This window comes from Pseudomonas sp. HN11 (assembly GCF_021390155.1).
Classification (GTDB): Bacteria; Pseudomonadota; Gammaproteobacteria; order Pseudomonadales; family Pseudomonadaceae; genus Aquipseudomonas.
Genome location: NZ_CP089985.1, coordinates 701,860 through 721,552 on the forward strand (window position 1 = coordinate 701,860; position 19,693 = coordinate 721,552).

20 protein-coding genes are annotated in these 19,693 nt (G+C 61.6%); 9 read left to right on the forward strand and 11 right to left on the reverse strand.

All coding sequences use genetic code 11. The annotated features are described in order from the left end of the window. Positions 1-5: 5 nt before the first annotated feature. Complete coding sequence (locus tag LVW35_RS03055) at positions 6-299, reverse strand: hypothetical protein (protein WP_233893664.1); 294 nt, start codon at positions 297-299, stop codon at positions 6-8. Between the two features lie 89 nt (positions 300-388). Here LVW35_RS03055 and pbpC point away from each other — a divergent pair, with 89 nt between their 5' ends. The 6 genes from pbpC (at position 389) to LVW35_RS03085 (ending at position 7,105) form a co-directional block, all read left to right on the forward strand. Then, positions 389-2,719 (forward strand): peptidoglycan glycosyltransferase PbpC, encoded by a 2,331-nt coding sequence (pbpC, locus tag LVW35_RS03060; RefSeq protein WP_233893665.1) that lies wholly within the window; start codon positions 389-391, stop codon positions 2,717-2,719. A 51-nt stretch (positions 2,720-2,770) separates the two neighbouring features. Then, positions 2,771-3,079, forward strand: coding sequence for a MazG-like family protein (locus LVW35_RS03065; RefSeq protein ID WP_233893666.1), 309 nt, complete (start codon positions 2,771-2,773; stop codon positions 3,077-3,079). After that, complete coding sequence (locus tag LVW35_RS03070; RefSeq protein ID WP_233893667.1) at positions 3,072-3,821, forward strand: methyltransferase domain-containing protein; 750 nt, start codon at positions 3,072-3,074, stop codon at positions 3,819-3,821. Before LVW35_RS03065 ends, LVW35_RS03070 begins: the two co-directional genes overlap by 8 nt. A 24-nt stretch (positions 3,822-3,845) precedes the next feature. After that, entirely contained in the window at positions 3,846-4,448 is a 603-nt protein-coding gene (locus LVW35_RS03075; RefSeq protein ID WP_233893668.1) for a DUF4136 domain-containing protein, read from the forward strand. A 45-nt stretch (positions 4,449-4,493) separates the two neighbouring features. Then, complete coding sequence (locus LVW35_RS03080) at positions 4,494-5,051, forward strand: DUF4136 domain-containing protein (RefSeq protein WP_233893669.1); 558 nt, start codon at positions 4,494-4,496, stop codon at positions 5,049-5,051. A 104-nt stretch (positions 5,052-5,155) separates the two neighbouring features. Beyond that, a complete protein-coding gene (locus LVW35_RS03085; RefSeq protein WP_233893671.1) occupies positions 5,156-7,105 on the forward strand; it encodes a pilus assembly protein TadG-related protein in 1,950 nt (649 codons plus the stop codon). On the opposite strand, the gene LVW35_RS03090 is transcribed toward LVW35_RS03085, so the two are convergent. Next, entirely contained in the window at positions 7,102-9,819 is a 2,718-nt protein-coding gene (locus LVW35_RS03090; RefSeq protein ID WP_233893672.1) for a PAS domain-containing sensor histidine kinase, read from the reverse strand. The genes LVW35_RS03085 and LVW35_RS03090 overlap by 4 nt on opposite strands. After that, positions 9,816-10,259: a TadE/TadG family type IV pilus assembly protein gene (locus tag LVW35_RS03095; protein ID WP_233893674.1), complete on the reverse strand. Its 444-nt coding sequence runs from the start codon at positions 10,257-10,259 to the stop codon at positions 9,816-9,818. Before LVW35_RS03095 ends, LVW35_RS03090 begins: the two co-directional genes overlap by 4 nt. 72 nt (positions 10,260-10,331) lie before the next feature. On the opposite strand from LVW35_RS03095, the gene LVW35_RS03100 reads away from it, so the two are divergent. After that, the gene (locus tag LVW35_RS03100) at positions 10,332-10,781 is read left to right on the forward strand and encodes a prepilin peptidase (RefSeq protein WP_233893675.1); all 450 of its coding nucleotides are present in this window, start codon (positions 10,332-10,334) and stop codon (positions 10,779-10,781) included. Positions 10,782-10,906: 125 nt separating this feature from the next. Further along, positions 10,907-11,695 carry a response regulator transcription factor gene (locus LVW35_RS03105; protein ID WP_233893676.1) on the forward strand — a complete coding sequence of 263 codons (789 nt, stop codon included), beginning with the start codon at positions 10,907-10,909 and terminating at the stop codon, positions 11,693-11,695. A gap of 3 nt (positions 11,696-11,698) precedes the next feature. On the opposite strand, the gene LVW35_RS03110 is transcribed toward LVW35_RS03105, so the two are convergent. From LVW35_RS03110 to cpaB, 8 genes are read right to left on the reverse strand one after another with little or no spacing between them, the layout of a single operon-like run. Further along, positions 11,699-11,968 (reverse strand): DUF3613 domain-containing protein, encoded by a 270-nt coding sequence (locus tag LVW35_RS03110; RefSeq protein WP_233893677.1) that lies wholly within the window; start codon positions 11,966-11,968, stop codon positions 11,699-11,701. Between the two features lie 10 nt (positions 11,969-11,978). Next, the gene (locus tag LVW35_RS03115; protein WP_233893678.1) at positions 11,979-12,689 is read right to left on the reverse strand and encodes a tetratricopeptide repeat protein; all 711 of its coding nucleotides are present in this window, start codon (positions 12,687-12,689) and stop codon (positions 11,979-11,981) included. Positions 12,690-12,699: 10 nt separating this feature from the next. Next, positions 12,700-13,587 (reverse strand): type II secretion system F family protein, encoded by an 888-nt coding sequence (locus LVW35_RS03120; RefSeq protein WP_233893679.1) that lies wholly within the window; start codon positions 13,585-13,587, stop codon positions 12,700-12,702. A 1-nt stretch (position 13,588) separates the two neighbouring features. Next, a complete protein-coding gene (locus tag LVW35_RS03125) occupies positions 13,589-14,470 on the reverse strand; it encodes a type II secretion system F family protein (protein WP_233893681.1) in 882 nt (293 codons plus the stop codon). 10 nt (positions 14,471-14,480) lie between these two features. Next, positions 14,481-15,752 carry a CpaF family protein gene (locus LVW35_RS03130; protein ID WP_233893682.1) on the reverse strand — a complete coding sequence of 424 codons (1,272 nt, stop codon included), beginning with the start codon at positions 15,750-15,752 and terminating at the stop codon, positions 14,481-14,483. After that, the gene (locus tag LVW35_RS03135) at positions 15,749-16,942 is read right to left on the reverse strand and encodes a pilus assembly protein (RefSeq protein ID WP_233893683.1); all 1,194 of its coding nucleotides are present in this window, start codon (positions 16,940-16,942) and stop codon (positions 15,749-15,751) included. Before LVW35_RS03135 ends, LVW35_RS03130 begins: the two co-directional genes overlap by 4 nt. Beyond that, on the reverse strand, positions 16,939-18,156 hold the full coding sequence (locus LVW35_RS03140) for a type II and III secretion system protein family protein (protein ID WP_233893684.1): 1,218 nt from the start codon (positions 18,154-18,156) through the stop codon (positions 16,939-16,941). The genes LVW35_RS03135 and LVW35_RS03140 overlap by 4 nt, the downstream gene beginning before the upstream one ends. A 19-nt stretch (positions 18,157-18,175) precedes the next feature. Further along, positions 18,176-19,117, reverse strand: a complete 942-nt coding sequence (gene cpaB, locus LVW35_RS03145) for a Flp pilus assembly protein CpaB (RefSeq protein ID WP_233893685.1) — start codon at positions 19,115-19,117, stop codon at positions 18,176-18,178. Between the two features lie 332 nt (positions 19,118-19,449). Here cpaB and LVW35_RS03150 point away from each other — a divergent pair, with 332 nt between their 5' ends. Next, positions 19,450-19,647 (forward strand): Flp family type IVb pilin, encoded by a 198-nt coding sequence (locus LVW35_RS03150; protein ID WP_233893686.1) that lies wholly within the window; start codon positions 19,450-19,452, stop codon positions 19,645-19,647. Positions 19,648-19,693: the final 46 nt, after the last annotated feature.

A 19,693-nucleotide genomic window follows, 5' to 3' on the forward strand; every position in this document is an offset into this window, starting at 1 on the left:
TTGGGTTAGTGGACGACCCAGCTCAATAGCCATAGGCCCAGCAGTAACCAGATAATCCCCATGATGATCGATGCCCGCATGAAAGCGCGCACCGCCGAGTACAGCAGCATCAGGCCGATGATCAGGGTGATGATGCTGATGATCGAGGTGTCCATGCCCAAGGTGCGGGACAGGCCATCGATGAAGTTGCCACCGGCATGGGTCAGCGCGCCGAACAGGCCGCTGAGTCCGTCGACGATAAAGCGGATGATGGAGCCGAGCGCCTGGCCCAACCATCCGAAAAAGCTTTCTACCTGCATATGTATGTCCTGATGAGAAGGTGGCGTATCTGTGCCTTTGGTTGTTATTGCAACAGGCTAGTTCCCTACCAGCATAGAGGTTTGCCCGTTTGAGTTTGCGTTTAGTTGCCCGCTGGATCCTGACCAGCCTGTTGTTGGTGGTGGCGTTGCTGTGGCTGGCCGACCACATCTGGCCGCTCCCCCTGCCCAAGGATGATCTTGCGCGGGTCGTGCTGGCTGAGGATGGCACGCCGTTGTGGCGGTTTGCCGATGCCAATGGCGTGTGGCGCTATCCGGTACAGACCAGCGAGGTGTCGCCATATTACCTGGACGCCTTGCTCACTTATGAGGACCGCTGGTTCTATCAACACCCCGGCGTAAATCCGCTGGCGCTGGCGCGGGCGACGTGGCAGAACCTCACCGGCGCACGGGTGGTATCGGGCGGCAGCACCTTGTCGATGCAGGTGGCGCGATTGCTGGATCCGCATTCGCGCACGTTCCATGGCAAGTTGCGCCAGTTGTGGCGTACGGCGCAGTTGGAATGGCACCTGTCCAAGGAAGAAATCCTCAACCTCTACCTGAACCGCGCACCGTTTGGCGGCACATTGCAGGGCGTGGCGGCGGCCAGTTGGGCGTACTTGGGAAAATCCCCTTCGCAACTGACCCACGCCGAAGCCGCCTTGCTCGCCGTGCTGCCCCAGGCACCCAGCCGTTTGCGCCCGGATCGCCATCCCCAGCGCGCCCAGGAAGCCCGCGACAAAGTGCTGCGCCGTCTCGCTGAGTTCCAGGTCTGGCCGCGGTCTGCAGTCGATGAAGCCCTGGAAGAACCGTTGCTGCTCGCCCCACGCCTGGAACCGAGCCTGGCGCCCTTGCTCGCGCGCCGCCTGAATCGCCCTGACAGCCCGCCGCTGATCCGCACCACCCTGGATGCCACGTTGCAACGCCGTCTTGAAGACTTGCTGCTGGGTTGGCGGGCGCGCCTGCCGGAACACACGTCCGCCGCCATCCTGGTGGTTGAAGAGGAAAGCATGGCCGTGCGCGCCTACCTCGGCTCGGTGGATATCAACGACGCCAAGCGCTTTGGCCATGTGGACATGATCAGCGCCCTGCGTTCGCCGGGCTCCACCCTCAAGCCGTTCCTCTATGGCATGGCCCTGGATGATGGGCTGATCCACTCCGAATCCTTGTTGCAGGATGTGCCCCGGCGTTATGGCGATTACCGGCCGGGCAACTTCTCCATGGGCTTTACCGGTGCCGTGCCGGCGAGTACGGCGCTGTCGAGTTCGCTCAACTTGCCGGCGGTGCAGTTGCTGGAAGCCTACGGGCCCAAGCGTTTTGCCGCCGAGATGCGCATCGGCGGCGTGCCTTTGGCGCTGCCGGCGCTGGCCGAACCGAACCTGGCACTGATTCTGGGCGGCGCAGGCAGTCGCCTCGAAGACCTGGTGAGTGGCTACAGTGCCTTTGCCCGGGACGGCAGGAGCGCCACAATCCGATTGCAGCCGGACGATACGCTCAGGGAGCGGCCGTTGTTGTCGCCAGGGTCCGCCTGGATTGTGCGACGCATCCTCAGCGGCCAGGCGCGGCCCGACCGTGACCCGCGTGCCGAGCTAGTGCAGCGCCCGGTGCTGGCCTGGAAGACCGGCACCAGCTACGGTTTTCGCGATGCCTGGGCCATCGGCGTGGGGCCGCGCTATTTAATCGGCGTGTGGATCGGCCGCCCGGACGGCACGCCGGTGCCGGGCCAGTTTGGCCTGGCCTCGGCCGCGCCGTTGATGTTGCAGGTGCACGACGTGCTGACCAACCGCGACAGCCAGCGCGGTATCAGCGCGCCCGTCAAGCCGGTGCCGGCCAATGTCGGCGTGGCGGCGATCTGTTGGCCCCTGGGCCAGCCCATGAGCCGCGGCGACCCCAATTGCCGCCGCCAGCGGTTTGCCTGGACCCTGGATAACACCACGCCGCCGACGCTGCAGGCATTGGACCAACCATTGAGTATGGGCTTGATGGAAAGCGTGTGGGTCAATGCCAAGGGCTTGCGGGTAGACGCCCATTGCCCCGGCGCCGAGCGCAAAAACATCGCCCTGTGGCCCGCGCCCCTGGAACCCTGGCTGCCACGGGCCGAACGCCGCGAAGCACGCATCCCGGCCGCCGACCCGGATTGCCCGCCACCCGCGCTGGCCGCGTCGTCGCCGCTGTCGATTGTAGGCGTGCGCGAAGGCGATCAACTGCGCCTGCCCGTCGCCAGCCAGCAGGCCCTTCATCTGAAAATATCGGCCTTGGGCGGCAGTGGCCGACGTTGGTGGTTCCTTAATGGCGCGCCGTTGGGGGACAGCGCCAACCAGGACTTTATCAACACCAGTTTCGAGCGCCTGGGCCGCTATCAGTTGAGTGTGCTGGATGAGGCGGGGCAGACGGCCAGGATCGAGTTCAGTGTGGTGGATTAACTTGCCTTCCGGCGCTTTCGGCCCGAAGCTATCCACCTTCAGGAGCCCCGCATGAACCTCGACCACCTCACCGAACGCCTGCACCGCATCCGCGATAACAACGACTGGAAGCAGTTTCACAGCCCGAAAAACCTGGCCATGGCCGCCAGCGTGGAAATGGCCGAGCTGGTGGAAATCTTCCAATGGCTGACCGAAGACCAATCGCGCCAGCTACCGGCCGACAAACTCGCCCATGCCGGGCAGGAAGTCGGCGATATCGTGCTGTACCTGCTGTTGTTGTGTAGCGAGTTGGGCCTGGACATGAACGAGGTGGTGCGCGCCAAGTTGGCCGACAGCGAACGGCGGTTTGCCCATGAGTGATCGTCATTTCGACCAATTGGCCACGCGTTTCGCCGAGAAAATCTACGGCGGTGCCAAAGGCGCGATTCGCCTGGCGGTGCTCCAGGCCGACCTGACTGAAGTGCTGCCCAAGCGCCCTATGCGCGTACTGGATATCGGCGCTGGCCTGGGCCACATGTCGCTGTGGCTGGCCGAGCAAGGCCATGAGGTCACCCTGGCCGAGCCTGCCGAGCCGATGCTCGAAGGCGCCCGGCAACGCTTCGCGGAGGCCGGACAGACCGCTACTTTCATCCATGCGCCCTGGCAAGAGCTGCTCGGCCAACTCACCGAACCCTACGACCTGGTGCTGTGCCACGCCGTACTGGAATGGCTGGCCGAACCCCATGCGATCCTGCCGGTGCTGCACCAGCTCACGGCCCCTGGCGGCTGGCTTTCTCTGGCGTTCTACAACCGCGATGCGTTGATTTACCGCAACCTGCTCAAAGGCCACTTCCGCAAAATGCGCAAGAACGACATGGCCGGCGAAAAGCAGAGCCTCACACCGCAACAGCCGCTCGACCCACGTGAATTGGCGGCGCAACTCGAAAGCCTTTGGCAGGTCGAAAGCCAAAGTGGCGTGCGAGTGTTCCACGACTATATGCCGTTGGAATTCCAGGCCCGCGCCGATTTGCAGGACCTTTTGGAGATGGAACTCGCTCACCGTCGTCACCCGAGCTTTGCCGGACTTGGGCGTTATTTGCACTGGATCTGCCGTCCGGTTTAAGCGGCCCAGTTTGCGGAGGTCGAAATGCGTCGTCTCTGTTTGATCCTGTTCTCCCTGGGTTTGGGCGCGTGTTCCAGCCCGAACCCCTATGTCGCCGCTTCGGCACCTATTCCTCCGGCGCCGCCCCAGGCGGCCAACACCTTTGATGCCAGCGCCTACCCGGCGCCGGTGCGCGATTATGGCGCCTATCGCAATTGGGCCTGGCGTAACGGCCAGCTCCCGGCGGGCACAGCCTGGGCGGATTCGGCGCAGATTGCCGAAGCGGTCAGCGGCGCCCTTGATCAACGCGGACTGCGCCCGTTGCATGACAATCGCCCGGCAGACCTGTTTGTCAGCGCTGATGTGCGCCTGGAGAAGCGCCTCAAGCAGGTCCAGGATGACTACGGCTACGGTTACGGCGGCTACAACCGCTATGGCAACGGCTACGGCATGTACAACTCGGTGCCGATCGTGCGCACCTATGAAGTGCAGGTCGTGGTGGTTCGCATCAATCTGTTCGATGCCCGCACCGGCCAGCCAGTGTGGAGTGCCAGTGCGGAAACTGGCAGCCAGGGAAGCCTCAGCGAGCGGAGAGATGCTTTGCGCCAGGCGGTGCAAAAGGCAATGACGGCGTATCCTCCCAGTTAACAGCTATTCTCATCTTTAGCGCGGGTCTTTCTTCGGAGAAAAACCATGTTTCGTTGTATCGCTACGCTTGCTGTTGTAGTGCTGCTGGGCGGTTGCCAGACCAGCCAGGTCAACCACGATTTTGACGCCAGCCGGGATTTCGGCGCCTACCGCAGTTGGGTCTGGAAAGACCCGGCCCTGCAATATCGCCCGGATGACCCGCGCATCAGGAGCGACCTCACCGAACAACGCATCCGCCAAGCCGTGGGCGAACAACTCGACCAGCGCGGCCTGCGTCCAGCGGCACCGGGCAGCAGGGCTGACCTGAGCGTGCAGGCCTACCTGATCGTCGAGGACCGTCAGCAACAAGTCACCACCAACTACGGTGGCGCCTGGGGCGGACCGTGGAACGGCTATTGGGGCGCGCCGATGTATAATGAAACGCGCAACATCACCTACAAAGTCGCCACCCTCCAGATCGACCTGCTCGACGGCAAGGACGGCAAGTTGGTGTGGCGCGGCAGCGACGAACAGATGATGGCCAGCTCGCCCAACCCCCAGGACCGTGACAAAGCCATTCGCACCACCGTCACCCGCGTCCTCTCCAGCTACCCTCCGCACTAGAAAAAACACCCGCCAGTCGCCAATGTGGCGACTGGCCAGCGCGCACCTGAAGCCTTGTCTACACTCCAACCCAACTACGGAGAGTAAGTGCTAAGGAGTGCCTGATGTCTCCCCGACTTGGTTCCCGGCAGCGTGGTGCAATTGGCTTGATGGCGGCAGGCACCCTGGCGGTGGCCATGGTTTTTATGCTGCTGGCGGTGGACAGCGGCCGCCTGTACCTGGAAAAACGCAGGTTGCAGTCCATCGCCGACACCGCGGCGTTGGAGGCGGCCAGTCGTGGCGGCCTGTGCACACCCACCACCACGGCCAGTGACTACGCCAAGGAAAACGCCGCACGCAACGGTTTCACCGTGGTCGCCGGCGACAACAGTCGGGGCCTGGCCGTGACCTGCGGCACCTTGCCTACCAATGCCAGCAACATCCGCGTGTTCGTCGCCGATGCGACCAAGAATGACGCCGTGCGCGTGGTTGCGTCGCGCAGTGTCATGACCAGTCTCGCCAGCGGCATCTGGAATATGTTCAGCGGCGCGCCGGGCGCCACCCGGACGATCTTGAGTGCCACCGCCGTGGCCGCGACGGCGCCACCAGTGGCGCAACTGACGATTCGCAACAGCCTGGCATCCGTGAACTCGGGTAATTCTGCGCTATTGAACATGGTCATCGGCAATCTGTTGGGCGGCAGCCTGTCACTGACGGCCGCGGGCTGGAATGGCTTGCTGACGACCAATGTGAATCTGCTCAATTATCTGGATCAATTGGCGATTGAATTGAATGTGAAAGCGGGGGACTACGATGCGCTGCTGAGCACCGCTGTCTCTGCCAGCCAGTTGCTCGACGCCGCCGTGAAGATCCTGCAAAAAAACGGCGCGGTGGCCACGGCAGTCATCAACGATCTGATTACAGTGAAAGCCATCGCTGCGAATACCCAGCTTCTGAAAGTTGGAGACTTGCTGAAAGTCGCCACCGGAACGCCGGCTGCCGCCTTGAACACCAGCGTGCAATTGTTTCAGTTGTTGGAGACCGTGGCGCAGCTCTCCAGTAGCAAAAGTGCGGTCAGTGCGGCAGCCCAGGTGAATATTCCGCTGGTCGGTACCGTCTCGATCCAGACCAAAGTCATCGAGCCGCCGCAACTGTCGGCGATTGGCAATCCGGACAAGGCCAAGATGGGGCTTTTGAATAATCCGGCGACGGATCAGATCTTTGTACGTACGGCCCAGGTACGCACGTTGGTCACGATTGATGCGCCGATCATCAAGGTGGTTTCGGGCGTCACATCGATCCTCTCGGGGCTGGGGACGCCGGTGTCGAAGGTGGTCAGCGGTCTTTTAAACCTGAATATTCCGGCGGTCGTCGGCGGTGTCTTGTGCCTGGTGGCGTGCAATGTCACGGATGTCGACATTAATAAAACCCTGTCCATTTATATCGAGGCGGCCAGTGCGCAAAGCTATGTCACGGACTACAACTGTGCCACGCCCGCCACCAAGTCGTTGACGGTTAAAACCACCACGTCGTTGGCCACATTGGGCGTAGGTTCTGTGGACCCGGTTGCCGCATTTTCTTCATCGGCGCCCGCCACCGTGCAACCCCTCAGGCTGATCGACTTTGGCGAGCGTCATTGCGTTGTGCTCACGCTGATCTGCGGCCCGCGTACAGCCGGCGTAGGCGGGGGGTTGAATGTGAAGGCGTTGTCCAATGTGGCGGCGCAAACCAACTCGATGCTGTTTTTACCTGTGGCCGAAATGAACATGGCGCCGACCTATAAAAACGCGCCAGGCACCGCCAATATCCTTTATAGCCTGGGGGATACGTTGAACGGTCTGCAGGTAACCTACGTACCGCCAAGCGGCAGCACACCCAACCCGGCGAACGGCACCGTTACCAATGCACTGGCAACCATTGTCAGTTCGGTGGTGACCCTGGTGCAGAATGTCCTGGCGCCTATTCTCGATCCTATCGTCAACACTCTGTTGAAAGCCCTCGGCATCAGCCTGGGCAACGCCGAAGTCGGCGCCAACCTCAGTTGCCACATGGGCCGCGCCTACCTGGTGATCTAATTCACCGGCAACTCCACACAAAACCTCGCGCCGTGCTCCCCATTGGCGACGCTCAGGCGTCCGCCCATGTTTTCCACAATTCCGTAGCTCACCGACAACCCCAATCCCGTACCCACGCCAATCGGCTTGGTGGTAAAGAACGGCTCGAAAATCCGCTCCAGCAACCGTGGGTCAATGCCGCCTCCGTTATCCTCCACCCAGATGCGCACATGCCGGCTGTCATGCTCGCAATGCACGGCGATCCACGGGCGGAACCCGGGATCCTTTTCCCGCTTGTTCGCCAGCGCATCACGGGCGTTGACCATCAAGTTGATCAGCACTTGCTCAAGCTGGTCGACATGACCTTTGACTTGCACCTCGAAGTCCGCGGGGGTGATGCGTAGTTCCACACCCTTGCCGCGCAGGCCTTCGCCGAGCAGCGACAGAGTGCCTTCCACTGCCTGAGACGGGTCGAAGGGTTGTTGCTCGATTTCCGAGCGGCGGCCGAACACGCGCATGTGGTCCACTACCCGTGCCGCGCGCTGCACCTGGGTGTCGATGCGCTGGAGCTTTTCGGTGAGGTAGTCGATCTGCGCATCGCCGTGGCTCAGACGCTTGAGCACATTGACGATGGCCATGCGCATCACGTTGAGCGGCTGGTTGATTTCATGGGCCAGGCCGGTGGCCATTTCGCCGAGGGTGGCCATTTTGGCGCTTTGGGTCAGTTGCTGCTGGGAGCGGCGCACTTCGGTGTTATCGCGGCCCACCGCTTGCACTTCCACCAATGTGCCTTGTTCGTCGAATACGCCACGGTCCGACCACACCCACCAGGCGTGTTCGCGTCCGGGCAATTGCAGGCTGATTTCGGCGGTGCTGACCGGGAATTCCGGGGTCAACTGACCGATACGTTGCACAAAGGCCTGACGCTGTTCGTCCGACAGCCAACGCCCCAGATTCAGCCCCGGCAATTGCGCCGGCGGGCATTCCAGGTAGTTGGTCAGCGGTGTATTGCCGAAGGTCAGGGTCAGGTCCGGGCGGTAGCGACAGATCATCGCCGGGGAGTCTTCGACCAGGATGCGATAGCGTTCTTCGCTCTGTTTGATCTGCTCGGCAGCCAGCGTCGCCTCGGTGACGTCCAGCCACAGGCCAACAGCTTCCACTGGCAGGCCGAGGTCGTCGCGCAGCAGCTTGGCTTCGTCCAGCAGCCAATGGTAATTGCCCTGTTTATCGCGCAGGCGGTAGCGGCTGCGTACGCTACCTTCGCGCAACAACTGGCGGCTGCGTTCGAAGTACAGTTCGCGGTCTTCGGGGTGGATCAGCGAGGCCAGGCTGTCGTGGTTGCAGTCGGCCAGAGACCAGCCCAGCAGTGGCAGGAGGCTGTCGCTGAAGAACGACGAGTGCAGGGCGCCGCTGGCATAACGTTGCACATAGATCACCGCCGGTGAGCTGGCGATCAGGTTTTCCAGGCGTGCATGGGCGGCGGCGGCTTGCAGTTGCTGGTTCTTGATGTCGCTGATGTCGAGCATGAAGCCGATCCAGCGCCGGTTATCACCCACGCCCAATACCTGGCCCTGGACGCGATACCAGAGAGGATTTTGCTCGGCGTCGGTACGCTGCAGGCGCACGCTGCTCAGTAGGGGTTTGCCCAGGGCCTGCAGGTCGTGGAGGCGGCTGTTGAGCGCCTGGCGATCGGCGGGGTGGACCAGTTCAAGCCATTGGTCCAGCGGCTGGCGGGGTGGACCGTCTTCCAGGCTGAGGCTGCGCAGCAACTGCGGGGCGAGCTGGATCTCCTGGGTGGCCGGCAACAGTTCCCACCAGCCGGTGCCGAGCAGGCTTTGCAAGGCCTCCATACGGTCGAGCTGTTGGTGGTAGCGCTGCTCGCGCAAGCGACTCAGCAATGGGGCGGCGAGGGCGGCTGTGAGGTTCAGCCAGTCGCGTTCGCTGGTGTGTTGCTGGCCGCTGTAGACGCCGCACAGCAACCAGGCGGCGACGCCCTGGCTGTCACGATAAGGCACCAGCAATCCATCGGCATTGCCAAAGATGCTGTGCAGGCGCGGGTTGTCGCTGCGTTCCTGGGCCAGGCTCACCGGCATGTTGCCATTGGCGCTGTCCAGGCTGTTGCCCAGGTGCTGACCGGTCTGCCACAACGCCGGGGCATCGTGGGCGGCGTAGCTGTTGTAGACCCGCCAGCTTTGGTCTTCTTCATCAAGCAAGGCCATGGCCACGCAAGGGATTCGCCAGCGTTGGGCCAGGCTGCGCAGGTGCTCGTTGAACACCTCGGGCAGGCGGGTCAGGCTGCATACCCGTAACTGCTCGCTCATCTGGCAGGCCAGTTGATGGTTTTGCTCGCGGTGTTGGGTCAATTGCCTGCCGGCCAGCAAGTCGCTGACGTCCAGCAGGCGCAAGCTCCAGCCATCGTCCTCGGGTTCGACCCAGCCACGGGTGTGCAGGATCTGGCCCGCGGCGCCCTGGAAGTCGAGGTCCAGACTCTGGCGTTGCCAGTCGGCGGGGTTGCCTTCGATGCTCAAGGCGCTGCTGGCGCATAACAGTTCGCGCAGCAACGGGCGTGGTTCATGGGGTGCGAGCAGTGGGCGCAGGGTACCGCTGACGCCCAGCACGTGGCCCACAGCGTCCAGTTGCAGGTGCAGCCCTGGCGTGGGTGTGCCGGGCGCGTCGAGTGCGAGCGCGTTGCTGCGGCCGAGCAGACGCCCGAAGAGCTTGTCCCCCGACGTCAAAACTGCAGACTCGAACTGACCAGCAGGTTAGCCGGTAGATTCGGCACGGTACCGATGACCGGCAACACCAGCGTCGGGAATACCGAATTGAGGCGTCTGGTGGGGTATTTGATCGTGACGGTCAGCGTGGTGCCGGTGTAGGTGGCGGTGATTAAGTCGTCAGAAAACTGGAAGCTGGCCGGAATCCACTTCAACTGGTTTTTCACTGTTGTTTTGGCGACTGTGGTCACCTGCGCGGAGTAACCGGTGCCAGCCGCCACCGGGTCCACCGACATGGCCCGGCGCACGCCCTCCGCCGCCGCCTGGTTGAACGACTGCACCATCAGCAGCGGCAGGCTATAGCTGATCAACCCATAGAACACCGCAAAAAAGATCCCGAAGACCAGGGCGAACTCAATCGCCGCTGCACCTTTTTGTTTTCTAGGGAGGCCTGTTTTCATGACTGCGTCTACCCTGACGGCTACTACTTGATATCAGCATAGAATCATTCAGCGAAAAGGGATGTTTTTTACGTGATCCATAGCGTGGTGATTCTGATCTGGCTGGGGCTCTGTGCGTTGCAGGACATCCGTCAACGGCAAATCGCCAATGGCCTGACCCTGGGGGCGGCGCTGCTGGCATTGATCTACCTGCTATGGAGGGGCACGACCTGGCTCGGGGCGCCCGCTGGCGACGGGGGGTGGGCCTTTGCCGTGGCCTTGCTGTTGACCTTGCCGGGCTATGCGCTGGGCCGATTTGGCGCAGGGGATGTGAAGTTGCTGGTCGCGCTGGCTTTGTCGAGTCATCTGGATGCTTTGTTGTGGTCGTTGATCGGTGCCGCAGCGTGTCAGGGCGCCTGGGTGCTTATCCATCAAAGGCTTAGCGCACACCGACAGGTATCGTCGCTGCGCGCGTCAACAAAGCAGCCTTTTGCCCCCTTTGTATGGATAGGATTTACGCTCTACTGGTTTTGGATCCATTAGTCGAACAAGGCCTCTATTGCTATGTACATAATCGGAAAGTGGTCTACGTTTATTGAGTAGATGTGTAGGAAATTTCGTCAAAAAGGATAGGTCAATCTTTTGGCTTGCCAGGCATGGAGTAGCGCGTGAACAAGCTTACCTCGGCGGTGAAAGTGCTCGTGGTCGACGATCAACCGTTGATCGTGGAAGAGCTTTGCGAATTTCTTGAAACCAGTGGTTACCGCTGCGTGCCTTGTGAGTCCAGCCGACACGCCTTGCAGCGCTTCAGCGAAGACGCCGAGATCGGCCTGGTGTTGTGCGACCTGCACATGCCGGACATCGACGGCATCGAGCTGGTACAAGCCATGCAAAAGATGGCAGGCAAGGCGCGGGCATTCGAGGCGATCATGCTCACCGGACGGGCCGACAAGCAGGACGTGATCAAGGCCCTGCGCGCGGGGATCTCGGACTACTACCAGAAGCCGATCAACCTCGATGAGTTGCTCGAAGGCCTGCAGCGCCAGGAAGCGGCGCTGGAAGAGCGGCGCAAAGAGCTGCAACTGGGGCACCTGAACCAGAAGTTGCAATACCTTTCCGAATCCATCAATGACCTGTACCAGGACCTCGACAAAGTGCGTCGCAGCCCAGGTGCCACCTTGGCAGATGATGCCGACCTGCCCGGCGAAGAAGCCGGTCCGGTGGAAGTCCCGACCATCTTCAACCAGCTGTCGCCACGCCAATTGGACGTTGCGCGGCTGGTGGGCAAGGGCCAGACCAATTACCAGATCGCCTGTGAGCTGGGGATCACCGAAAACACCGTCAAGCTGTACGTGTCCCAGGTGCTGCGCTTGACGCATATGCATAACCGTACCCAACTGGCACTGGCCTTGTCGCCGACCAACTTGGCGATGCGCCAGCGGGTGACTGCCCATTGAGCATCATTGGCCCTTCCCGCCTTTAGACCCCCCGCCCGACTCCGATTCAAAAAAATCCGGAATCGGATGTTTGTAACTGTCCAGCCAACGCTGCGAGGCCTGCTCCCGTTCTGCGGGCGTGGCCCTTTGCGGTGTCGGTGAAGCGGCCCGTCCGTTGATCTGCAAGGCCATCCAGTTTTCTGTTTCCGCCTGTTGCGGGGACGACGGACCAGGTTCGATGGCCATAACGCCCAGCGGTAACAGCGCCAGGCCGATCAGGTAGTGTGCTTTCATCGATCACTCCTTACTTGAGGCTCACCGGCAGGACATTTGGCCCCCCCGCGATTTTGCGCGCCGCTGTGCGGGCACCCTTGAGTTTTTCCGCGCGGGCCTGGGCATCGGTGACTTGCTCGCGGCTCAGGCCCAACTGGCTGACGACCTTGGCCGCTTGCCCCCAGTCGTTCTGGTAGATCAACAACGTCACCAGGTTGACGGCGGCCAACGGGTCGCCCTGCTTGAGTTCGATGGCGGTCATGAATTCAAAGCGGGCGTCGTCCATGCGCAATTGGTTGAGGTAAACCACGCCCAAGTCATTGCGGATCTTTTCGTCCGTGGGCGCCAGTTGGGCCGCCCGTTGCAGGTGGGTCATGGCCAGGCCATTGTCGCCCTTGGCGGCCGCCAATTGCCCCAGGCCGTGCTCGCCTTCGGCGGTCATACAGGTGCCGAGCAAACTGCGGTACAGCGGTTCGGCTTCGCTGCGCCCGAGCAGGCGGTAAGTGCGGGCCTTGCGCTGGCGCACCTGGGGCAAGCCCTCGGGCAGGCTTTGCAGGTTGGCCAGGCTGGCGTGCAGCTTGCCTTCGTTGGCCAAATCATCGGACAGGTTGAGCGCCAGTTCCTGCTCCGAATTCGGCTTGGCGCAACTGCCTGGTGAGGTCAATGCTGCCCAGGATGATTGGCCATTGGTGGCGCAGCCGCCTAGCATCAACAAGGCCAAGCCGGCAATCAGTACTCTCATCAACATCTCCTCAAAAATGCGCCAACGCACGGGCGATGCCGATAAAGGCCGGGCCGCCGAGCACGATCAGTAACGCGGGGAACAGAAACACCATCATCACCACCGACATCTTTGCCGACATCTTTGAAATGTATTCCTGCAGGCGAGTCAGGCGTCGGTCGTCGAGCAGTTGCTTGAGCGCCAGCAAGGACTTCATCGCACCGCCGCCTTGCTGGATCAATTGTTGGAGGATGATGCAGGTGTCGGTGAACTCATCCACTTCCAGCATGCGCGCGGTCTTGCCCAGTTCTTCGCCCAGCTCCAACCCGGAGTCGACCCGCGCCAGGATCAGGCGCAATTCGTGGGTGAGGTGGGGGAGTAGGCGCTGTGCTTCGGTGCCCAATACGCGCAGCGACTGTTCAACCGCCATGCCCGACTCGAACAGGATGCGCAGCAGCGGAATGAAGGTAGAGATTTCCTTGGCGATGGTCTGCTGACGATGTTTGGCAGCGGCGGCCAGCACCCGTTTGGGCAGCAGGTAGCCGATGCCCAGGCCAAACAGGGGAGCGATCCAGGCGGGGTCCATGCCAGGGAAAAAAATCGGCTGGCCGAGGAGGGACAAGCCTAAGAAAACGACGGGCAAGCCGATCTGAAAGGCTGCATACAGCGAGCGTTGGCTGGCCTTGCGCCAACCAATGCGGTTGAGCAGCGCCTGGGTCTCGTTGTCCAGGCTGACCGAGCGCTGAGCCAGGGCGCTCCCGCCGAGTTGACGCATGAACGTGCCGAACCTGGCGTCGCCGGCCATGCGCCCTTGCAGGCGTTCAGCCACCCGACGCTCGCGGCGGCGATTTTCGAGCAACTGGCCGCCCACCAGGACCAAGGCGGCGAGCAACAACAAGGCACAGGCCAGCAGCGCCATCTCAGACACTCCTCAGCATGCGCCACATGAGCACGGTGCCGCTGATGTCCATGGCCAGTGCGCTGAACAACATGATCCGCCCTGTATCGTCGTTCCACAGGGTCATCAGGTAATCGGGGTTGACCATGATGAAATAGCCCACGATCAGTATCGGCAACCCGCCCAGTACGTAGGCGGTCATGCGTGTTTCGCCGGTCATGGCCTTGAGTTGACGCGCGCCCTGTTCCCGTTCACGGATCATTTTGATCAGGTTTTCCAGCAGTTCGCTGGCATTGCCGCCGTAGCGGTGGTTGACCTTCAGCCCCAGGGCGAACAGGCGGAATTCGTCCTGTTCGTAAAACTCGGCAAAATCGCTGACCGAGTCCGGCAGGCTGACGCCCATGCGCACATTGCGCTGCACACGGCCTATGGCTTCCTTGAGCGGGTCTTCAACGCTTTCGACGCCGCCCAGTACCGCGTCGGCCAAGGTTCGCCCGGATTTGAGGCTGCGCACGCTGTGGTCGAGCAATTGAGGCAGTTGCTCGACCATGCGTTGCACGCGACGTTGATAAGACCAGCCGATGTACACCCGCAGAAACAAGGGCGGCCCGACGATCATCGCGATCAGGCCCAACACGTCGGCAAACAGCCAGCCCAGCAGTGCGCCGATCACCCAGGCGCTCAGCCATAGGCCAAGGCGGTCCGTGGGTGTGCCCATCCCCGCGCGCTGAAACATGCGCTCAAGGCCCGTCCAGGTGGTGTTGGCTTTCTGAACCTCGGGCTGACTGTCGCCGAGACGTTCCAGCACGCGGTCCGTCTGGGCCTTGCGCAGGCCGTGCTGGAATTGCCAGAACGACAGGCCGATCAGCAGCAGGCAGAGAAGGAGCAACACGGGTCCGATCATCTGGTGCTCCCTAGGATTGCAAGGCCGATTCGCGGCGCAGTTTGTCGCCAGCGGGGTTGATGGCTTCGCGCAGGAAACCGAAGCCGGTGCGTCGGTCCAGCCGGAACAGGGTGTTAGTGACGTACACGTCTTCGCGCACGCCGACCACTTCCACCACTTCGCTCACGCAGCGGCGTCCATCGGGCATACGTGTCAATTGGATGATTACGTCCAGCGCGGCGCAGATCATCTGGCGCAGGGTTTTTTCCGCGACCACACGACCGGTCAGTCCCACCAGGGTCTCCAGGCGCAGCAAGGCATCCTGGGCATTGTTGGCGTGCACGGTGCTCATGGAACCGTCGTGACCGGTGTTCATGGCCGTCATCACGTCGAGCACTTCCACTCCACGGATTTCACCAAGGATGATGCGGTCCGGGCGCATCCGCAGAGCGTTGCGGATCAGGTCGCTGGAGCGCACTTCGCCATGGCCTTCGGCATTGGGCGGGCGGGTTTCCAGGCGCACTACGTGCGGATGGCCCAATTGCAGCTCGGCGACGTCTTCGATGGTCACCAGGCGCTCATGGGGGTTGATCAACTGGCTTAGGATGTTCAGCAGCGTGGTCTTGCCGGTACCGGTGCCGCCGCTGATAAGGATGTTACAGCGCTTGCCCACGGCCTCCTGGAAAAATTCGAAAATGCTCTGGTCGATGGTCTGCATGGCGACCAGGTCGCTGCTCTTGAGCATGTCCTTGCGGAATTTACGAATCGACAGGCATGGCCCGTCCAGGGCAATCGGCGGGATGATCGCATTGACCCGGCTACCGTCCGGCAAGCGTGCATCCACCATCGGCGAGGACTCGTCCAGGCGCCGACCCAGCGGCGCGAGGACACGTTGCATCACACGCTCCACATGGTGGTCGTCAATGAAACGCAGGTCGCTCTGGTGCAGCAGACCATCGCGTTCGATAAACACGCGATGCGGGCCGTTGACCAGGATTTCAGTCACCGACGGGTCACGCAATAGCACTTCCAGCGGGCCGAAACCGGTGAGCTCGTCGACGATCTCTTCGGCCAGCCGTTCCATCTCATAACGCGAGATCGCCAGGCGCATGCGTGTGATGTATTCGGAGACCTTGTCGATGACAAATTGCGCCAGGGACTGGCGCGTGCCTTCCAGCAGGTTTTTACCCGACTCCTCGATGGCGTCGATGATGTAGCGGTGCAGCACCAGCTTCAGGCCATCGTGATCGCTGTTGCCACCGGCAGCGCGGGCCGGGCCGCCAAACAGTTTTTCGCCGTTCATCGTCCTGACCCCAGAATGCGTTCAAACCAGCGCATAGAGGGCTTTGCCAGGCCCTCGGAGCGTTTTGCCAGGCGCTCGCCCAAGGTGCGCACGGCTTGGGTCAAGGGTTCACGGGGGGCCAGGGCAAACAGGGTCTGGCCCTGGTTTTTCACATTCAGGCGCAGCTCGGCACTCAAGGGCAGTACGGCGATGCACTCAAGGCCGAAGCTTTTTTCCAGGGCTTCTGTGTTGGGTGCGCAGGCCTTGATGTAGCGGTCCACCACCAATTTGGCGTGCTCCAGCTTCATGCCTTTTTCACGCCAGCGGCTGAGTATCGCCAGGTTGCGGCGGCAGTCCAGTACGCTCTGGTCGGTGCACCACAGCAGCTTGTCGCAGTGACTGACGAAGGTGCGCAGGGCTTCGCTGTCGGGTTGCCCCGTGATATTTACGACGATGTGCTGGAAGTGTTGGCGCAGCGCACTGAGCAACATGAACAGTTCGGCGGCGCTGGTGAGTTTGAGTGGCTCATCACCGGTGGCATACGCCAGGATGCGCAAGCCATCCAGGGCAGTGGTGAAGGCGCTGTTGATCAAGGTGGTATCGAGACGACGCAAATGCCGCAACGCATCACCGAAATTGAACGTGCTCTCCAGGCCCAGCAATGCCAGGCTGTCGCTGCGCGGCAGGCCGAGGTCGAGCAATAGGGTTTGCTGCCCGCTTTTCTGTACGACCAACGCCAGGTGGGTGGCCAGCATTGCCCCATCGGCGTTGCTTTGGGTGCCGAACAATACGGTCAGGCCGCCCAACTGTGTGCTGGGCGTGACGGTGGGCAGGCGCTTACTCAAGCGTCGCACCAAGCCTGCCACTTCACTGGAGCGCGAGCCGTAGGCGACGAAGTCGCGGGCGCCGGCCCGCATTGCATTGAGCACTAGCTGGTTGTCCATGCCATCGCCCAGGGCGACCACGGCAAGCATCGGCTTGGCTTCCAAGGCGCCTTCGATCAGCGCGCTCTGCGCTACGACGTTTTCGCGGTCGAGACCGACGAATACCAGGCTGGCGAAGGTCACGTCCACCAGGGCCAATAGCTCGTCCAGGCTGCCGGTGCCGGCGCTGACCACTTGGCCAAGAGGCGCCAGGGCGCCCTGCAGCCACTCCAGGTCAGTGGTGTTGCGGGTGATGGCGAGAAAGGTCTGGCTCAGGCTATCGCTCATTGGGAAAGTCCACTGCGACGGTCGAAATTGCCGTTTTCGAGGAAAAACAGGCGATACCAGTTTGGGTCATAGCTGCGCAGTTTTTCGCCGGGCAAAGAGGGCAGTTGGGCGTTGGCCGCCAGCGGCTGCACCAGATGCGGCGTGACGATCATCAGCAGTTCTTTTTCTTCACGGCTGATATTGGAGTCGCGGAAGAACGCACCGAGGATCGGGATATCGCCCAGCCCTGGAAACTTGTTGATGGTGGAGCGGTTATTGCTGCTGATCAGGCCGCTGATCACAAAACTCTCGCCATCGGCCAGGGACACGCTGGTGTCGGTGCGGCGCACGGTCAGGGCCGGCACCTGGATGCCTTGGATCTGTACGGCGTTGCTATAGTCCAGCTCGCTGACCTCGGGTGCGACCTTGAGGGAAATGCGATTGCGGTCAATCACCGTGGGAGTCAGGGTCAGGCGGATGCCGAACTCCTTGTATTCAATAGAGATGGTGTCGCTGCCGGCGCTGGGTACCGGCACCGGCACCTCGCCGCCGGCGAGGAAGGAGGCACTCTGGCCGCTCATGGCCACCAGGCTCGGGCGCGCGAGGGTGTAGGCAAAGCCGCTGCGTTCCAGGGCGTTGATCATGGCTTTGACCCGACCCCCGCCAAAGCCGACGTTGAAGCTTTCTGTATTCACCGGCAGTTTGAACACGCCTTCCGAGGGCGATAACAGGTTGGGGCTGCCGAGGAAAAAGTTTGCGCCCGAGCCCAGCAGTCGAGTACTGGCTTCCTTGAGTTTGGTACGGCTGACCTCGACAAAGCGGATATCCGTCTGCACCTGGTTGGGCAACAGCGGATCTTCCGACGGCGACAGCGACAAGCTGGTCAGCGCCGACGTCGCTTTGCCTTTGACGAACACCATGCTTTGGCGCGGCGCGCTGGCGCAGGCGGTCCATACCATCAGGCTGGTGGCACCGCTGGAAACACCGGTCAACAGGAAGTTCCGGTCGCCGTTGACCCGCACATCGGCAATTTTCGGGTCGCCGATAGCCAGGCGCGTAATTGCCACCGGTGATTGCAGCTCTTGTTGCAGGCCTTCTCCCACCTCGACCACGGCGGGCAACTGGCCCAGGGCGCTGCAGTTGCCCGGCGCCGCCAACGCTATGCCGACCGGCAGGCTCGACAGCATCAGGGCCCAGGCCATGTGCGTGAACAGGTGGGCGTAGCGATGGCTCATTCACGGCATCCTTGCTCGATTACGGGTTTTGTGGCGCTGTTTGGGCACCGCGAATCACTTCAATGCCACGGCGTACGACGGGCCCCGCGGTGGCTTGTACGACGCGTTTGGGCGGGCCGGTCAGGGCCAGCTGGGCAAATTGGTAGAGGTCGCGGTTGGCGCTTTCCAGTCTTTCTGACGCGTCGCTTTCGCCGGCCCAGTAGCGGCTGAGTAGTTGTTCCTCGGCGCTGCGTACGGCCAGGCGCAACACGCCGGCTTGCGCCGCGAGCATCAGGCGGCTTAACAGTGGTTCCGGCACCGCCAACACCACCGTGCGTGCGCCAGCTCGGCGTTGGGCGGCCTGGGCGCGTTCTTCAGGCGTAGCTGGGGGCGGAACAGCGGGTTTGCCATCGTTGGCCAGGCCCAGTTGATCGCCGACGCTGAGCAAGCGCATGGCCGGAAGGACGATCTGCGCCGACTGTTCGGCGTTGCCGGCATCCTGGCGCAGGAACAGCAGCACATCTACGTAATCACCGGGCGTCAGTTGGCCTCCGGCGCCGCTCACCTCATCCACGGCCACGGCCAGGGCGCGTTCGTTGGGGCGGATCATGCGTGCGAGCGGGCCGCCGCCGCTGAAGCTTTCTTCGGTGAGCCAAGCGCCTGCGCCCAGGGTTCGCAAGGGAATACGACCGATGGCTTGGTCGAGTTGGGTCAGGCTGCCGGCAGGCGCGGTGAGCAGTTTTTCTACGGCCAGGTCGGCGGCGGTCAGCGGCATAAAGGCGGGCACGTCATGCACCAGGACCACCACCGGTTGGCGGGTCTGATCTTCAACGGCAGCGACGGTATTACCAACGGAAACGACAGGTTCAGCCGGGGCTGCGACGGGCACCGGTGCGCGGCTCAGAACAAGCCCCCAGTACCCTGCGATCAATGCCCCGATCAGCAGCAAGCCGGCCAGGACCATGCTGATGCGACTGTTCATGACGGCTCTCCCTTTCCTGTTGCACTGCACACCCGTTTAATCCAATTGGGTTATTCCGCAACCTGGCTGTGATGAACATCTAACGATTTGGCTATTTGAAGGTAGCTCAGCTAGGACGAAATGCCATTACCCCCAGGAAAAATTTATCTGAACTCTTGAAGTGCCCGTTCAAATTACAGATTTGTGGCGTCAACGTTGCGACTAATACTTTGTGATTAATCCGTTATTACAGTTGTGAGGCTGCGCTTTGTTGACAATGCTCTAATGGCACGCCGCGATCATCTGGTACTAGAGCCCTTTCGGCTTCCAGTGGCGTTTTAGGGAGAAGTCTTATGTTCCTTGAGCTTATGTTGAAAGTGTATGTCCAAACCCAACTTTTTTTTGGTCGCAAAGAGGGTGCTTCAGGTATTGAGTACGCGATTGTTGTAGCGTTGGTTGCACTGGTTATTGTAGGTGCAGGGGCGGGGCTTGGAGATAAGATAAAGACCATTTTCACCAACATGACGTCTAGCATGCCGACCGGGACTTGAGTTAGTTGGGGTGGCCGTTATGATTATCTCCTCTTGCAGGTGATGC